Genomic DNA, 15079 nt, shown 5'->3' on the forward strand with positions numbered 1-15079 from the left:
TGGATTGAGGTTCGGCTCGTCAGTGTAGGCTCCACAGAAAAGGACCTGAACACGAGGTGCGAGAGGATGTCGGACAGTGGAAAGGAGAAAACGTGAAATTGAGATTCGACACCTTCGATGCTTCGTCAACGCTGCTGATCATGGCAGTTTCCGAAAGGCTGGTAGCGTTATGCGTATCCGACAGTCCTCAGTCAGCCGTTGCATCCGCGACCTTGAGGATCGACTCGGAACATCATTGTTTCACCGTCATCGAAGCGGCGTGAGCCTAAACCGCGCCGGGCACCAGTTTCTACCTCGCGCACGTCAGACAATTCGCGGGCTAGATGAGAGCCTGCACGCAATTGCATTACTTGGCAGATCAGAAAACGGTCGTATAAAGATCGGTATTTATTCATCGATTGCGTCGGGCTTTCTAGCCGAACTGCTCCGCTCCTTCGGGGATCAGCACAATGACGTACAGATCCAACTGATCGATGGAAACCCTGAAGAACACCTTGCTGCCATCCGTCAGTTGGAACTCGACGTCGCTTTCCTAACCGGAACCAGAGCGTGGCAAGATTGCGATAGCGCATTTATGTGGTCAGAAGGTGTTTTCGTTGTCCTGCCTGAACGTCATGAGCTAGCCATCCGGACAGCAGTCGACTGGCGCGAGCTTAGCGGCGAGGCTTTCATGGTCAGCGAAACAGCGCCGGGCCAAGAGATCTATGACTATCTGGTGAGGAAGCTGGCAGACCTCAGTTGGCACCCTGACATACATGTGCAATCCGTAGGTCGAGATAACCTGCTGTCATTGGTTGCCATTGGGCGAGGTTTGACCGTGGTCAGCGAAGCGATGACGGCCACGAACCATCCGGGAGTGGTCTTTCGACCGATCAAGGGCGAGCGCCTTCCATTTTCTGCAATCTGGTCACCGAATAACGACAACCCTGCGTTCAGGCGTCTTCTGAGCATGGCGACGACAAAGGCAGGATCGGAGAGAAGCCCGGCGATCAGTGAGCATCTCTGTGGATTTGAGCAGAACGCCTAGCCTTCGCAAACGCTCGATCCGTCGCCATGAAGCGCTCTAACATCGGCACGATCAGCCGGACAGGATCAGCGACAGGCTGGCCTGTCTCCCGGCCAAGGACGTCTCCATAGGCGACCAGATCGCGATGAACGGACGCGGGCAATTCCACCGTCACCTTAACCGGCTTGTCATCGGGCAAGGGCCCAAGCTTCAGTTTAGACATGATCAACCTCCTGCCGGTTCGAATACCAGATCGCGGGTGACGATGATCCTGACCGGGAACCCCGGGCGGATGGTCAGTGTCGGCGCGACCTGCAACTGACGCTGGACGATCTGCTGGCCGGCCTGGTTGATTGTGTCCACCGCTCCATCGCGGATCGCCTGGATCAGGCGGTCTTCGTCATCGGTGGCGAGGTCCGCGCCGATCGCGAGCAGCGTGGACAGACCCGCCGCGCGCATCAGATCCCACCAGTGATAGTCGACGCCATCTTCGAGGCCGGCATAGCCGCTCGCATCCGCCCCCGGCAGACGTTCGAGAACAATGGATCGACCGCCGGGAAGGATCAGGCGGTTCCAGACCAGCAGCACCCGTCGCTGGCCGAACGTCACGCCGTCATCGTATTGACCGATGATGCGGGTTCCTTGTGGGATCAACAGCAGCGATCCGGTCGGGCTGTCATAGACATTCTCGGTGACTTGCGCGGTGATTTGGCCCGGGAGATCGGAGCGAATGCCGGTGATGAGCGCGGCGGGTATCACCGCTCCCGCCTGAAGGATGTACGGCGAGGCTGGCGGCTGAATGCGATCCGATGCGACGGTTTGCCGGTCCACCGGACCGTTGAGGAAAGCCGTATGCCGGCTCCCCTGAGGTTGCTCGGAGTCCCCTAGGCCCGGAAGGTTCACGCCGACCCCGGCCGTCGTCGCCCTGCCAGATGCCGTCTGGAAGAAGACACCGCTCAGACGCGCGGTTTCCTCCTCTGCCCTGCGGCGCTCCGCTTCCGGATCGACGGTCGGGCCCACAATCGGCGGAGGGGTCACGGGCACTCCGCGCTCCTGCGCATCTAGGATCGGCCGCCCGAGGTCACCGGGCAGTGCAGGTCCCAGAACCGGCCCGGTATAGTCGGACGGCAATCCTTCCAGGCCGTCCGCGGCCGGTCGATTGTCGATGGAGTAGAGTTCTCCACCTCCCGGCCCGGCTTCGCGGGTCTGGAGCGCATAGATCAGCGCCCCGGCGATGCCGAACAGGGCGACCGCTCCGACACCGGCCAGAACCTTGCGCGACAGCCTCGTCACGCCCGGCGGATCGGGGCGCAGACGCATCGGCGCTGCAGGATCTGTGTCATTCATGACGCCCCTCCCCTTCGCGCATCCCCCGCCGTCCGCGCATCCGCCTCGCGCTCCTCCATGCGCACGATCCGGACCACCTGCTGGCGGTCTCCTGCGCCCAGCCGGAGCTCGGCGGCGCCGAAGAGGCGATCCACGATCAGCACGTTCCGGTGAATGCGGCTGTTCACGATCTCGGGCTCCCCGTCCGAACCGAGCACGAAGAGCGGCGGCATTTCGCCCTGGGCGATGCCAGCCGGGAAGACGACATAGACGCGGCGGCCATCATCGAAGACGGAAACCGGGCGCCAGGGCGGACTCTCACCCCGGATCTGCAAGCCGTAACGATGATTACGGGCCGACGGCGCCGGGATGGTCGGCGCGGTCGCCACAGCCTGTCGCCCACCACGGGGCGCAGCCGGATAAGCCCAGGCAACGGAGGGCATGTAGAGCGCCTCGCGCGCACGCAACTCGATCGTATACACCCGCCTGTCAGTGCTGATCACCAGATTGGTCGAGATGTCGTCCCGCGTCGGTTTGACGAGGATGTGGACGCGGGCGGTTGATCCGGACCCGCTCTCCGTGTCGCCGATGATCCAGCGCGTGGTATCCCCTGCGGCGATCGGCCCCGCGCCGGTCAGACGCTCGCCCGGCTCGAGTGCGATGTTGGTGATCTGACCCGGCGCGGCATAGACCTGATAGAGGGCTCCTTCCGACCAGGGATAGATCTGGATCGCATTGAAATAGCCCTCGCGGCGCGGTTCGACCCGGGCGGCGGCATTGGCGTTTTCGATACGGCCGGTCGGTGTGCCTGCCGCCGCTCCGCCATGCGCCACTGTCCAGACCGGCGGCGTGTGCAGGGGCCGAGGACGTTCCTCGGCAGCCGAGGCGGGCGGAGTGGGCAGCGGCGGCACAGACTCGTCGTAACTGAATTCCGGCACCCGGTTACTGGCACACCCCGCCAGAAAGGACGAGCACAGCAGCAAGGCCACCAAGTTGGGCTTGTTGACGCTCGAAGACCTGATTGCACGAACATGCGTTTCAGTCATTGGCTCATCTCCCGCGACCAGGAGATCGCATTGACATAGATTCCGAGGGGATTGGCGCGCAGGCGCTCGGCGCTGCGCGGGGTCTGGATCACGACGGTCAGGATCGCGGTCCAGCGCTCGGTCGTGGAAAGCTGGCCGTTCTCGTAGTGACGCTCGGTCCAAGCAACGCGGAACGATCCCGGCGAGGCCCGGATGACCGAGGACACCTCGACAGCGATCTGTTGACGACCGACGCGGGTGAACGGGTCGTTGGCGCGAGCGAAGTCGTTAAGTGCGGCCGCGCCACGGTCCGTGGTGAACTCATAGGCGCGCAGCCAGTTCTGCCGCACAATGATCGGGTCGGCAGGGATGGAACGAACCTGCTCGATGAAGCGACCAAGATGGAAAGCGATCTGCGGATCGGTTGGTTCGTAATCGGCGGAGGCCGGCGCGACAGCCTGGGCCTCGCCGAGCGCGTCGACCTGAACGACCCAGGGCACGACGGTACCACGCGCAGATTGCCAGACCAGGGCGCCAGCAAATCCCGCCGCCAGGATCAGGCTGCCAAAGGCCATGTAGCGCCAGTTGCGGGCCTGAACGCGGGCGGAGCCGATACGCTCGTCCCAGACCTGCGCGGCCCTCTGATAGGGCGTCTCTGGCTGAGGTGTCTTGCCATAATGGGTGGCGGAGCGCCTGAAGAGGTTCATGAGCGATCCCTTTCGGAGAGATTGACGGAGGAGCCCGAGCCATGGCTGTCGCCCGACCGGACGGCGTGGGCGGCAGCGCGCACGCCATGGCTCACGGCCTGGTTATGGCGCATGCGCTTCGCCCAGGCTGGCGGGCCATCGGAGGCGGACGGGCCGGAAGCAGGCTCGGGCGCCGCGCCGCCGACCGTGCCCATCGAGGTGGTTCCGCCAGTCGCCGCAACACCGCCCTTGACGCCCTCGGCGTAGCTGGACTGGATCCCGCCAGCCGCGCGAGAGGACGCCTTCTTGAGCGGTGATGCCGCGGCAGCGGCCCCGGCGCGCGCCACACCAGCCATCCCCCCGGAGAGACCACCTCCGCCCATCGAGCCAAGCGTGTAGGCGCTCGAGGCAGCGCCCGCCGCGGCCGCACCGCCGCGTGCCAGAACGGCGCCACCGGAGAGCGCAGACCCGGCCCCGCGCGCTGCGAGCATGGTTGCCCCTCCGGCCCCGATCGCAGCGCCACCAACGGCAAGGCCGGTGCCTATGGCGGCCCCCGCGCTGAGTTGGGGCCCGCCGGACACCAGACCCGAGGCGATGCCGGGGCCGAAGATACCGAGGCCCAGCAGAGACAGGGCGGCCAGAACAATCGCCATGGCGTCATCGATGGTCGGCGTCACGCCGCCGAAACCTGCGGTGAACTGACCGAAGAGCGTCGAGCCAATGCCGATGATCACGGCGAGGACGAGAACCTTGATGCCGGAGGAGATGACGTTGCCCAGCACGCGCTCGGCCATAAAGGCGGTCTTGCCGAAGAGGCCGAAGGGGATCAGCACGAAGCCCGCGAGGGTCGTGAGTTTGAACTCGATCAGGGTGACGAAGAGCTGAACCGCGAGGATGAAGAAGGCGAGGATCACCAGCGCCCAGGCGAAGAACAGGCAGAGAATCTGGACGAGGTTCTCGAAGACCGCGACCCAGCCCATCAGATCGGAGATGCTTTCGAGCAGCGGTCGTCCGGCCTCTAGCCCGGTCTGGGCCACGCGGCCAGGGCGAAGAAGGTCGGCAGCGGAAAACCCGGTGCCCGAGGCCATCAGACCGAGGCCCGCGAAGCTCTCGAAGACGATCCGGGCGAGGTTGTTCCAGTTGGAGATGATATAGGCGAAGACTCCGACAAAGAGCGTCTTCTTCACCAGACGGGCGATGATGTCATCATCGGCGCCCCAGGCCCAGAACAGCGCGGCCAGCGTCACGTCGATGACGATCAGCGTCGTGGCGATGAAGGCCACCTCCCCCCCGAGCAGCCCAAACCCGCTGTCGATATAGCTGGTGAAGATGCCCAGAAAGTTGTCGATGACGCCGGTTCCGCCCATGGCTCACTGATCTCCCGGACGCTGCGGCGCTTCGGGTGCAGGCATCCGACCGAGGAACCGGTCGCGGTTCTCGGCCCATGCGGCGAGGCAGTCGGCATCGCTGGAAGCGGCCTCGCCGAGCTGCTGGCACCAGCGCAGCGTCGCGCGGAGAGGATCGGCTGGCGGCTGCAGCGCGGGCGCGGGCGCGGTGCTGGCCGGCACGGGACCTTCCTCGCGTGTCATCTCGATCACCGTGGCGGTGATCGCGATCGCCACGAACGCGATGGCCGCGATGCGGGCCAGCACCTTCCCCTCCATCGTCGCCCCTCCCGGCCTCAGTTGAACATCTGCGCATTGCCGGGCTGGTAGCCCGAGCCCGGCATCAGGAACCGCTCGCGCTGGATGCGGCCCTGTTCGGCGGCGGTGGCACGCTCGGCCTCGGTCAGCGCATTGGCGCGGCCGTTTGCCGAGATCACCGCGATCAGATCCGAGAGCTGCTGCGATTGCAGTGCGAGGAGCTGGTTGCCCGCCTGTGTGGCCTGCAGAGCACCGACCGCGTTCTGGCTCTGCCCCACAAGCGCGGACATCTCGGCGCGGTTGGCGTCGATATTGCCGACGACACCGGCCTGCACGCGCATGGCATCCTGCAGGCCACCGACGGTGTTCTCCCAACGGGACCGGGCCTCGGCGATCAGCTGCTGGTCGGTCGCCGTCAGGGAAAGGTTGCCATAGTCCTGCTGGAACATCTGGTCGATGCTCTGCACGTCGAAGGCGATGTTCTGCGCTTGGGCCAGGAGTTGCTGTGTGCGGCTGACGTTCTGCTGGATCTGCTGGAGCGCGGAATACGGCAGGTTGGCGAGATTGCGCGCCTGGTTGATCAGCATCTGCGCTTCGTTCTGGAGCTGTGCGATCTGGTTGTTGATCTGCTCCAGAGCCCGCGCCGCGGTCAGGAGGTTTTCCGCGTGGTTGGTCGGGTCGTAGACGATGAAAGGCCCCCCGCCTATGCCGAAGAGCGCGTGTGCGGGCGGCGCTGCAATAGGCGACATGGCCATGGGCATCGCCAGCGCGAGGGCGAACAGCGACGGGCCGGCGAACCGAAACGTGATCTTGCGTGTCATGGTGTGACTTCCTCTTCTTCAAGGTCGATGTCGGCGTCCTCAACAACAGCGGAGGCCGGAGAGGCCCCCTCTGCGTCGATGGCGAGATTGGTGAGGTCGGGGATCAGCTCGGCGGCCCAATCGAGGCCATGCGCCTTTAGCCAGGCGTCGAGGAAGCCGTCGTGGCCGTGCCCGGCGCAGATCTCAGCAATCAGCGCCTGATCCGATTTGGACGCCGCCGCGCAGAGTGCGAGTCCGACATCGCTGAGACCCAGCTCGAACAGCCGGTTGCCGCGCCGCGACTGACAGTAGTAGTCGCGTTTGGGCGTGGCCCGCGCGAGGATCTCGATCTGCCGGTCATTGAGGCCGAAGCGGCGATAGATGGCCGTAATCTGCGGCTCGATGGCCCGCTCGTTCGGCAGCAGGAGCCGCGTCGGGCAGCTTTCGATGATCGCCGGTGCGATGGCACTGCGGTCAATGTCGCTGAGGCTGTGCGTCGCGAAGATCACCGAAGCATTCTTCTTCCTCAGCGTCTTCAGCCATTCGCGGAGCTGCTCCGCGAAGGCATCGTCATCGAGTGCGAGCCAGCCCTCGTCGATGATGAGCAGCGTGGGGCGTCCATCGAGCCGATCACCGATCCGGTGGAACAGGTATGAGAGGACGGCGGGCGCCGCGCCGGTTCCCACCAGCCCCTCGATCTCGAAGGCCTGCACATCCGCCGATCCCAGCTGTTCGGTCTCGGCATCGAGCAACCGGCCATAGGGTCCACCCACGCAGTATGCGCGGAGCGCCTGCTTCAGCTCGTTGGACTGCAGCAGGACCGCGAGGCCGGTCATGGTCCGCTCGCCCACAGGGGCCGAGGCCAGCGAGGTCAGTGCGGTCCAGATATGTTCCTTCACATCCGGGGTGATCTGGATGTTCTCGCGCGTCAGGATGGCGACGATCCAGTCGGCCGCCCAGGCGCGCTCCGACGTCTCGTGAATGCGGGCCAGCGGCTGTAGCGAGACGGAACTCTCGTCCGCAGCGGTCAGCTCTCCGCCGAGGTCATGCCAGTCGCCGCCCATGGAAAGCGCGGCGGCGCGGATAGAACCGCCGAAGTCGAAGGCGAAGATCTGGCTGCGCGGATACCGGCGGAACTGAAGCGCCATCAGTGCCAGCAGCACGGACTTGCCCGCCCCAGTCGGGCCGACGACGAGGGTGTGACCAACATCCCCGACATGAAGAGAAAACCGGAACGGGGTGGAGCCTTCGGTCCTGGCGTAGAGCAACGGAGCGTCGTTGAAATGTTCGTCCCGCGCCTCGCCCGCCCAGACCGCCGAGAGCGGGATCATATGGGCGAGATTCAATGTGCTGATCGGTGGCTGGCGGACATTGGCATAGGCATGCCCGGGCAGACTTCCGAGCCAGGCATCGACGGCGTTGACCGTCTCGACCATGACGCTGAAATCGCGGGACTGGACGATCTTTTCGACCAGCCGCAGCTTCTCGTCGGCGCGGCGGGCATCCTCGTCCCAGACCGTGATCGTCGCGGTGACATAGGCCATGCCGGCCACATCCGCGCCGAGTTCCTGCAAGGCCATGTCCGCGTCAGCGGCCTTGTTCGCCGCATCGGTGTCGACCAGCGCGGATTGTTCGTTGGTCATCACCTCCTTGAGGATCGCGGCGATGCTCTTGCGTTTGGCAAACCACTGACGGCGTATCCGGGTCAGCAGCTTGGTTGCATCCAGCTTGTCTATGAGGATGGCCCGGGTCGACCAGCGATAGGGGAAGGCCAGCCGGTTCAGCTCGTCTAGCAGACCCGGGGTCGTGGCGCTGGGAAAACCGGTGATCGTCAGCACCCGGAGATGCTGATTGCCCAGGCGCGGCTCCAGCCCACCGGCCAGCGGCTGGTCTGGCAAGAGTACGTCGAGATAGACCGGCACCTCGGGCACGCGCACGCGGTGCCGGTTGATCGAGATCGTCGAATGCAGGTAGGTCAGCGTATCGGCGTCATCGAGCCAGTGGCAGTCCGGCATGAAACCATCGAGCAGTGCCAGCACGCGATCGGTACCGTCGATGAAGCTGCGCACCTGTTCCCAGGGGTTCACACCCGAGGTTTCGCGTCCCTCGTAGAGCCAGGATTCTGAACGTGCCGCGTCCTCCGCCGGTGGAAGCCAGAGGAGCGTCAAAAAGTAGCCGGATACGAAATGGCTCCCCTCCTCCTCGAAATCGGCCTTGCGCTCGGCATCGACCAGCGCCGATGCCGCATCCGGGAAGGTGCTCACCGGATAGGTCGCGGCCTCAGAGCGCTGTGCTTCCACAAAGATCGCCCACCCGGAACCGAGGCGACGGAAAGCGTTGTTCAGCCGTCCGGCGACCGCGACCAGTTCGGCCGCGACGGCGCTGTCCAGATCGGGCCCCCGAAACTTCGCCGTCCTCTGAAACGAGCCATCCTTGTTGAGGACCACGCCCTCCCCGACCAGCGCCACCCAGGGCAGGTAATCGGCGAGGCGCGAGGCGGTGCGGCGGTATTCTGCGAGATTCATCATGGGGGTTCACACCGAGAGATGACCGGGAATGCGCAAATGGCGGCGCGCGACCTCGACGAAAAGCGGATCGCGCCTGGCCGCCCAGACAGCAGCGATGTGGCCGACGGCCCAGATCAGGATCCCGACCAGCCAGAGCTGAAGCCCGAGGCCGACCGCACCGGCGAGCGTGCCATTCAGGATGGCGACCGAGCGTGGTGCGCCGCCGAGGAGGATCGGATCGGTCAGCGCGCGGTGAACCGGCACGCTGAACCCCGGCACCGCGTCGAGGGCCTCGAAGCTCTGCCATTCGCTACCGCTCATGGCGTTCCTCCCTCGAAACGCTCCCCCGGAGCCTTTCGTGTCCCTGCGGGCCAACGGTCGTCACCATCAGATCAGCGCCCCGCCACCGAAGCTGAAGAAGCTGAGGAAGAACGACGAGGCCGCAAAGGCGATGGAAATCCCGAATACGATCTGGATCAGCCGCCGGAAACCGCCCCCGGTATCGCCGAAGGCCAGCGTCAGACCGGTGACGATGATGATGATCACTGCCACAATCTTGGCCACTGGCCCCTCGACGGAGTCGAGAATGGATTGCAGAGGCGCCTCCCAGGGCATGGAGGACCCGGAGGCATGGGCGGCCGGGGCCATAAAGAGACTGACATAGGTGACGGCGGCGGCCGTGGCGATGTGATGGCGGATGCGCAGGGCGTGACGGATCATGCGGGATCTCCTTGTTCGTGAGTGGTGGGATCTGAAATGGCAGGTGAAATCCGGTAGTCGCCGTCGGCCCCGAGGCCCTCGACGCAGGCGAGTTCAGCAAGACGACGTTCAGAACCTCGACCGGCCAGGACGGCTACGAGGTCGATGGTCTCCGCGATCATGGGGCGGGGCACGGTAACGACGGCTTCCTGAATGAGCTGTTCGAGACGACGCAACGCGCCGATCCCGGAACCGGCATGGATGGTGCCGATCCCGCCAGGATGGCCGGTGCCCCAGGCTTTAAGCAGGTCCAGCGCCTCGGCGCCACGTACCTCACCGATCGGAATACGATCGGGGCGCAGACGCAGCGAGGACCGCACCAGATCGGACAGGCTGGCAACACCGTCCTTGGTGCGCATCGCCACGAGGTTCGGCGCGGCGCATTGCAGTTCCCGGGTGTCCTCAATGATCACGACCCGATCGGAGGTCTTGGCCACCTCGGCGAGTAGCGCATTCGTCAGCGTGGTCTTGCCGGTCGAGGTGCCCCCCGCCACCAGGATATTGGCACGGGTCGCAACTGCTTGGCGCAGGGCTTCAGCCTGCATCGAGGTCATGATCCCGGCTGTAACGTAGTCCTCAAGTGTGAACACCGCGACGGCCGGCTTGCGAATGGCGAAAGCCGGAGCGGCGACCACGGGCGGAAGCAGCCCCTCGAAACGCTCACCGGTTTCCGGCAGTTCTGCGGAAACGCGAGGGGACAGGTTATGAACTTCGACGCCGACATGGTGCGCGACCAGTCGTACGATGCGCTCACCGTCGGCTGCGCTGAGCGTCTTGCCGCTGTCGGCCAGCCCCTCGGAAAGTCGGTCGATCCAGAGCCGCCCATCGGGGTTGAGCATCACCTCGACGGTCATGGGATCGTCCAGAAACCCGGCGATCGCCGGCCCGAGCGCGGTGCGCAGCATCCGCGCGCCTCTCCGGATCACTTCTGGTCTCTGATCGGTCTTCGCCATGCCGGCCCCGTTCCCTCACGGGCGCCTCCAACAGGCCGCCCTGGATCGGGGTCGATTAAGAAAGCCGTAGATGCCTATGGCTCAACAGGTTTCCGCNTTAAGAAAGCCGTAGATGCCTATGGCTCAACAGGTTTCCGCGGGGCGTAGTAGCGTGGCGTGTAAAGACAGGAAAACGGCGGACTGATCCACAGATCCACTCCAGGAGGAAGGTGCCGAGACGACGCAAGGCGTTTCGGGAGAGTTGCATGCGGGCAAGGGAGAGACCGAACAGCACCTCAGCCTGATGCGGCGGATCCGGAAATGGATGACGTTCTACAACCGCGAAGATGAACGATGCCGATCCACAGGCCTGGCTCGGCGATGCCCTTGCCCGGCTGCCAGGCACGACAGCTTCTCGGGTGCCGGATCTGCTGCCTTGGATTGGAAGGCGTCTGAACTTCGGCGGGCGGTCTAAACCGCAGTCCACGCCGGCTTGCAATTACCCGTAAGTTTCCGTGGTTTTTGTGATGTGCGCTCCTTCAAGCAGGTCGGCGAGGATACTCGCATCGCAACGTCCCCGCCGGACACTTGCGGGCAGCTGCAAGCTAAATCGATCGGTTGCACCAGATGTTACTACTCTCGCGAAGATGTGTGTCGATTCAACTCGACCCCAACGTGACTGGTTGCAGCGGACGGCATGGCCACGAAGCCTTCTTTCTCGGCTTTCGGCACCGCCGCCTCGACTCGGATGCGCCAACAGACGAATATGGCAAAGATCGCTTGCACCGTCGCGGAGCCAATGAACAACGCGTCGGCACCGAAGAGATCCATCAAACTACCGGCAAGGATAGGACCGAAAGTCGATCCCGCGCCGTAGCTGATCAGCAGCCCGCTCGCAGCCGCAAGTAGTTTCGTCTGAGACACCCGGTCATTCACATGGGCGATGCAGATCGAGTACATGGTAATGCTGGTCGCGCCATAGAGCACCGCACAAAGAAAAAGGATGTTGTGCGCCTCGGCCACGAAAACTCCGATGGCGCTAGTTGCTGCGACTGACGTTCCACCTGCCAAGACGATCCGTCTGTCCATTAGGTCAGATAACCAACCGATAGGCCACTGACCGATTGCCGCTCCGATCATCACGGCGGCCATGAACGCGGCAATTTCCTCAGTGGACATGTCGATCATCTGTCCGAATGTCGGCCCCATGCCCCAGAAGGCGCTGCCCCAAATGCCGATCAGGAATGTACCAATCAGACCGATGGGTGAGATGGCGAACAATTCGCGTGCTGATAATCGGTCAGCGCCGATGCCGTTGGACACGCCGGTGCGTGATAGAGTCACTGGAACCAGCGATAGCGAAACAAGAATGGAAATGACGCAAAACAGAACGAACCCGCCTGGATCGGCGAGCGACAGCATCGGTTGGCTGGCAGCCCAAGCCGCGAGTGTGATCGTGCCGTAGATCGCCAGGACCCGACCGCGCCAGCGCGACTCCGTGCCGGCGTTCAGCCAGCTTTCGACAACGAGGATCATGCCCGCGAAACAAAAACCGTTGATGATCCGTAGAATGAGCCACCAGATGACGCTGATTTCGAGCGCATAGGCCAGTGCAACCGCCGAGGTCACAGAGGCAAGCGCCGCGAAGGTGCGGATGTGACCAACGGTCTCGATCAAGTGTACCGACCAGAACGACCCAACTATAAAGCCCAGAAAATATGCGGACATAACGAGGCCAATGCTGCCCGCGCTCATCCCTTCGAGACCTCCGCGCACCCCAAGAAGTGTACCCTGCAGCCCGTGGCCAAGGAAAAGCACGGTCACCGCGACCAGCAGTGGCGCAACCTGATAGATCGTCGTTCTGAAGGCGACGGGACCCGCCGCTGCAGTAGGCTGATGGCGCATAAAACTTCCGAAACCCTATAGCCGTTCTCGAACTCAGCGTTGATATGGCATCCCGTTTTCAGCGTGCAATCCCTTGAATTCGCTCTACTGCTTTTCGAATTCTCTTTGGGAAGGGAGTCTTCGTCTCACTAGAAGAAAGGAGGTCTTCGATGCGGGCTACACAAAGAATCTGTTGCACAAATCGGCTGATGGTCAGAGCCCCCCTTTCCCCGGACAGACTTATCCCACGGCTTCAGTAATGGGTATGCCGAGCGCGGTGTAGCCGTTCATAACCGTGATGCGAATCTGAGCTTCTGCGACCTCTCGGTCGAAGTCCTGTTTTGCAACGCGGACGGGTTGCCGACCTTGGCACCTCTTTTGGCCGAAGTAACGCCTGACCCTCACGACACCAAGCTCGATCTGAGCAGCGAGGTGGCTGAGGCAGTGACCCTTGGCCGGTCATGGGAAGCTGCGCCACGGCGGGTTACGATAGGGCGGACGTAGGAAAGGGCCGTTCGAACCAATGAGAGTGAGTGCGCCTACCCCCGATTGCGGCGCCAGCACTCTACGCCCCGTCATCGCACCCTTTTCACGATCTGCCCCCATCCACATCTTCCGACACCTCCTGCCGCAGCTTCGGCCCCTGCGCCAAGCGACGACCGAGAGCCGAGACAAACGCCTCGTATCGCTCCCCTGCTTTTGCCCGTGCCGCCTTGGCTGCCGGTTCCGGCAGAGCGGGTGTTGTCGCAAGCCAGAAACGGATGAACACCGCCAGGCTTTCGACGGAGATCCCGACATCGCGTTCCAGCCGGGTAATGCGCCTGTCGATCTGATCCAGGCGCCTGGCCAGAACCGCCTCGCGGCGCTCCGCGTCATCCGGGGAGAGGAAGGATGCGATCGCGGCCTCGGCCACCATCGATTGGGATCGGTCGCGCCGGGCGGCAAACTCCGCCAGCATCTGCATGACCTCGGGATCGAGGTAGACCGAGATCTTCGTCTTCTTGCGACTGGTAGTCATGATCAAAGCTCCATGCCGTCATCGGGATTGAGGGAGACCTGCCGCGCGACACCGCGCATCTGCTGCAGGATGCGGCGATTGCGGATGGCGCCATCCTCTTCATCGTCGGGTGGGTCGAATTCAAACTCGTTCTCGAGAGGTGTCTGCCTGTCGACCGGCTGAGGCTGCGCCAGCTCCGGCTGAAGACGGCGTTCCGACGCTGTCGGGTCCTCATCCTCCGATCCCGTCTCGGAGACTGGCTCGAGCTCGTCGTTCTGCTTTGGGACTGCCAGACAGCTCCAGTCATCCTTCCCGGACGCGCCGACATCCACCAGGTCGGGTGGCGGCAAGACCCGCTCGGTGAACCGCGCATCTTCGTAATACCGTGCTTTCGTCGCCCGGATCGGCGGTGTGCCGGCCACCATCACGATCTCATCGGATGGCGGAAGCTGCATTATTTCTCCGGGCGTGAGCAAGGCCCGCGCAGTTTCCGATCGGGACACCATGAGATGGCTGAGCCAGGGCGCCAGACGGTGACCGGCATAGTTCTTCATCGCCTTCATCTCGGTAGCGGTGCCGAGAGCGTCGGACACCCGCTTGGCCGTGCGCTCATCATTGGTCGCGAAGCTCACCCGGACGTGGCAATTGTCGAGGATCGAATTATTCGGGCCGTAAGCCTTCTCGATCTGGTTCAGCGACTGGGCGATAAGGAAGCTCTTCAGCCCGTAGCCCGCCATGAAGGCCAGCGCGCTCTCGAAGAAGTCGAGCCGGCCAAGAGCTGGGAACTCATCGAGCATCAGAAGCAGCCGATGCCGGTCATCCTTGCCCTGCAGGTCTTCGGTCAGGCGTCGGCCGACCTGGTTGAGGATCAGGCGGATGAGCGGCTTGGTGCGATTGATGTCAGATGGCGGCACCACGAGATACAGCGTGACAGGTCGCGCTCCCCCGACAATGTCGCCGATCCGCCAGTCGCAGCGGCGCGTGACCTGGCCGACGACAGGGTCGCGATAGAGGCCAAGGAAAGACATCGCCGTCGACAGCACACCCGAGCGTTCATTCTCGGATTTGTTGAGCAATTCGCGGGCGGCACTGGCGACCACGGGATGCGGCCCCGCCCCGCCCAGATGTGACGTCCGCATCATCGCGCGGAGTGTGGACTCCACGGGACGCCGCGGGTCGGACAGGAAGTTAGCGACACCGGCCAGCGTCTTGTCCTTCTCGGCATAGAGGACGTGCAGGATCGCCCCGACGAGCAGGCTGTGGCTGGTCTTCTCCCAGTGATTCCGCCGCTCCAGGCTCCCCTCGGGGTCGACGAGGACGTCGGCGATGTTCTGGACATCGCGAACCTCCCACTCCCCCCGGCGCACTTCCAGCAGGGGGTTGTAGGCCGAAGAGTTCGGATTGGTCGGATCGAAGAGCAAGACCCGACCGTGCCGGGCGCGGAACCCGGCGGTCAACTGCCAGTTCTCGCCCTTGATGTCATGAACGATGGCCGAGCCGGGCCAGGTGAGAAG

At 63.7% G+C, this 15079-nt stretch carries 15 protein-coding genes and 2 pseudogenes; 2 read left to right on the forward strand and 15 right to left on the reverse strand.

All coding sequences use genetic code 11. The annotated features are described in order from the left end of the window. The first annotated feature begins 76 nt into the window (after nt 1–76). Nucleotides 77–1027, forward strand: a complete 951-nt coding sequence (locus D6860_RS04200) for a LysR family transcriptional regulator (protein ID WP_076623830.1) — start codon at nt 77–79, stop codon at nt 1025–1027. Here D6860_RS04200 and D6860_RS04205 read toward each other — a convergent pair. The 11 genes from D6860_RS04205 to trbB form a co-directional block, all read right to left on the reverse strand. Next, on the reverse strand, nt 990–1229 hold the full coding sequence (locus tag D6860_RS04205; protein ID WP_076623829.1) for a DUF2274 domain-containing protein: 240 nt from the start codon (nt 1227–1229) through the stop codon (nt 990–992). The genes D6860_RS04200 and D6860_RS04205 overlap by 38 nt on opposite strands. Nucleotides 1230–1231: 2 nt before the next feature. Beyond that, on the reverse strand, nt 1232–2353 hold the full coding sequence (locus D6860_RS04210; RefSeq protein WP_076623828.1) for a TraB/TrbI/VirB10 family type IV secretion system protein: 1122 nt from the start codon (nt 2351–2353) through the stop codon (nt 1232–1234). Continuing rightward, on the reverse strand, nt 2350–3378 hold the full coding sequence (gene trbG / locus D6860_RS04215) for a P-type conjugative transfer protein TrbG (RefSeq protein ID WP_076623827.1): 1029 nt from the start codon (nt 3376–3378) through the stop codon (nt 2350–2352). Before trbG ends, D6860_RS04210 begins: the two co-directional genes overlap by 4 nt. Beyond that, nucleotides 3375–4064, reverse strand: a complete 690-nt coding sequence (gene trbF, locus D6860_RS04220; protein ID WP_076623826.1) for a conjugal transfer protein TrbF — start codon at nt 4062–4064, stop codon at nt 3375–3377. The genes trbG and trbF overlap by 4 nt, the downstream gene beginning before the upstream one ends. After that, the gene (trbL, locus tag D6860_RS04225; protein ID WP_076623825.1) at nt 4061–5410 is read right to left on the reverse strand and encodes a P-type conjugative transfer protein TrbL; all 1350 of its coding nucleotides are present in this window, start codon (nt 5408–5410) and stop codon (nt 4061–4063) included. The genes trbF and trbL overlap by 4 nt, the downstream gene beginning before the upstream one ends. Before the next feature lie 3 nt (nt 5411–5413). Further along, nucleotides 5414–5707: a putative entry exclusion protein TrbK-alt gene (gene trbK-alt, locus D6860_RS04230; protein ID WP_076623824.1), complete on the reverse strand. Its 294-nt coding sequence runs from the start codon at nt 5705–5707 to the stop codon at nt 5414–5416. A gap of 17 nt (nt 5708–5724) precedes the next feature. Then, nucleotides 5725–6507 carry a P-type conjugative transfer protein TrbJ gene (gene trbJ / locus D6860_RS04235; protein ID WP_076623823.1) on the reverse strand — a complete coding sequence of 261 codons (783 nt, stop codon included), beginning with the start codon at nt 6505–6507 and terminating at the stop codon, nt 5725–5727. Next, entirely contained in the window at nt 6504–9014 is a 2511-nt protein-coding gene (gene trbE / locus D6860_RS04240; RefSeq protein ID WP_076623822.1) for a conjugal transfer protein TrbE, read from the reverse strand. Before trbE ends, trbJ begins: the two co-directional genes overlap by 4 nt. A gap of 6 nt (nt 9015–9020) precedes the next feature. Then, nucleotides 9021–9314, reverse strand: coding sequence for a VirB3 family type IV secretion system protein (locus D6860_RS04245; RefSeq protein WP_076623821.1), 294 nt, complete (start codon nt 9312–9314; stop codon nt 9021–9023). A gap of 66 nt (nt 9315–9380) precedes the next feature. Then, nucleotides 9381–9713 (reverse strand): TrbC/VirB2 family type IV secretion system protein, encoded by a 333-nt coding sequence (locus D6860_RS04250; protein ID WP_076623820.1) that lies wholly within the window; start codon nt 9711–9713, stop codon nt 9381–9383. Next, nucleotides 9710–10705 (reverse strand): P-type conjugative transfer ATPase TrbB, encoded by a 996-nt coding sequence (gene trbB / locus D6860_RS04255; protein WP_076623819.1) that lies wholly within the window; start codon nt 10703–10705, stop codon nt 9710–9712. The genes D6860_RS04250 and trbB overlap by 4 nt, the downstream gene beginning before the upstream one ends. A gap of 317 nt (nt 10706–11022) precedes the next feature. Between trbB and D6860_RS04260 the strand changes: the two are divergent. Further along, nucleotides 11023–11159 (forward strand): annotated as a pseudogene (locus tag D6860_RS04260) (transposase domain-containing protein); the annotation flags it as partial. 158 nt (nt 11160–11317) lie between these two features. Here D6860_RS04260 and D6860_RS04265 read toward each other — a convergent pair. The 4 genes and pseudogenes from D6860_RS04265 to traG all read right to left on the reverse strand — a co-directional run. Continuing rightward, nucleotides 11318–12589, reverse strand: a complete 1272-nt coding sequence (locus tag D6860_RS04265) for an MFS transporter (protein ID WP_076623818.1) — start codon at nt 12587–12589, stop codon at nt 11318–11320. A gap of 219 nt (nt 12590–12808) precedes the next feature. Beyond that, nucleotides 12809–12919: pseudogene (locus D6860_RS04270) on the reverse strand (IS5/IS1182 family transposase); the annotation flags it as partial. Between the two features lie 238 nt (nt 12920–13157). Next, nucleotides 13158–13586: a CopG family transcriptional regulator gene (locus D6860_RS04275; protein WP_076623817.1), complete on the reverse strand. Its 429-nt coding sequence runs from the start codon at nt 13584–13586 to the stop codon at nt 13158–13160. A gap of 2 nt (nt 13587–13588) precedes the next feature. Beyond that, nucleotides 13589–15079: IncP-type conjugal transfer protein TraG (traG, locus tag D6860_RS04280; RefSeq protein WP_128549216.1), on the reverse strand; the 1491-nt coding region annotated here is incomplete at its 5' end.

This window comes from Salipiger sp. D13, from assembly GCF_003703915.1.
In the GTDB taxonomy this organism is placed as follows: Bacteria; Pseudomonadota; Alphaproteobacteria; order Rhodobacterales; family Rhodobacteraceae; genus Salipiger; species Salipiger profundus.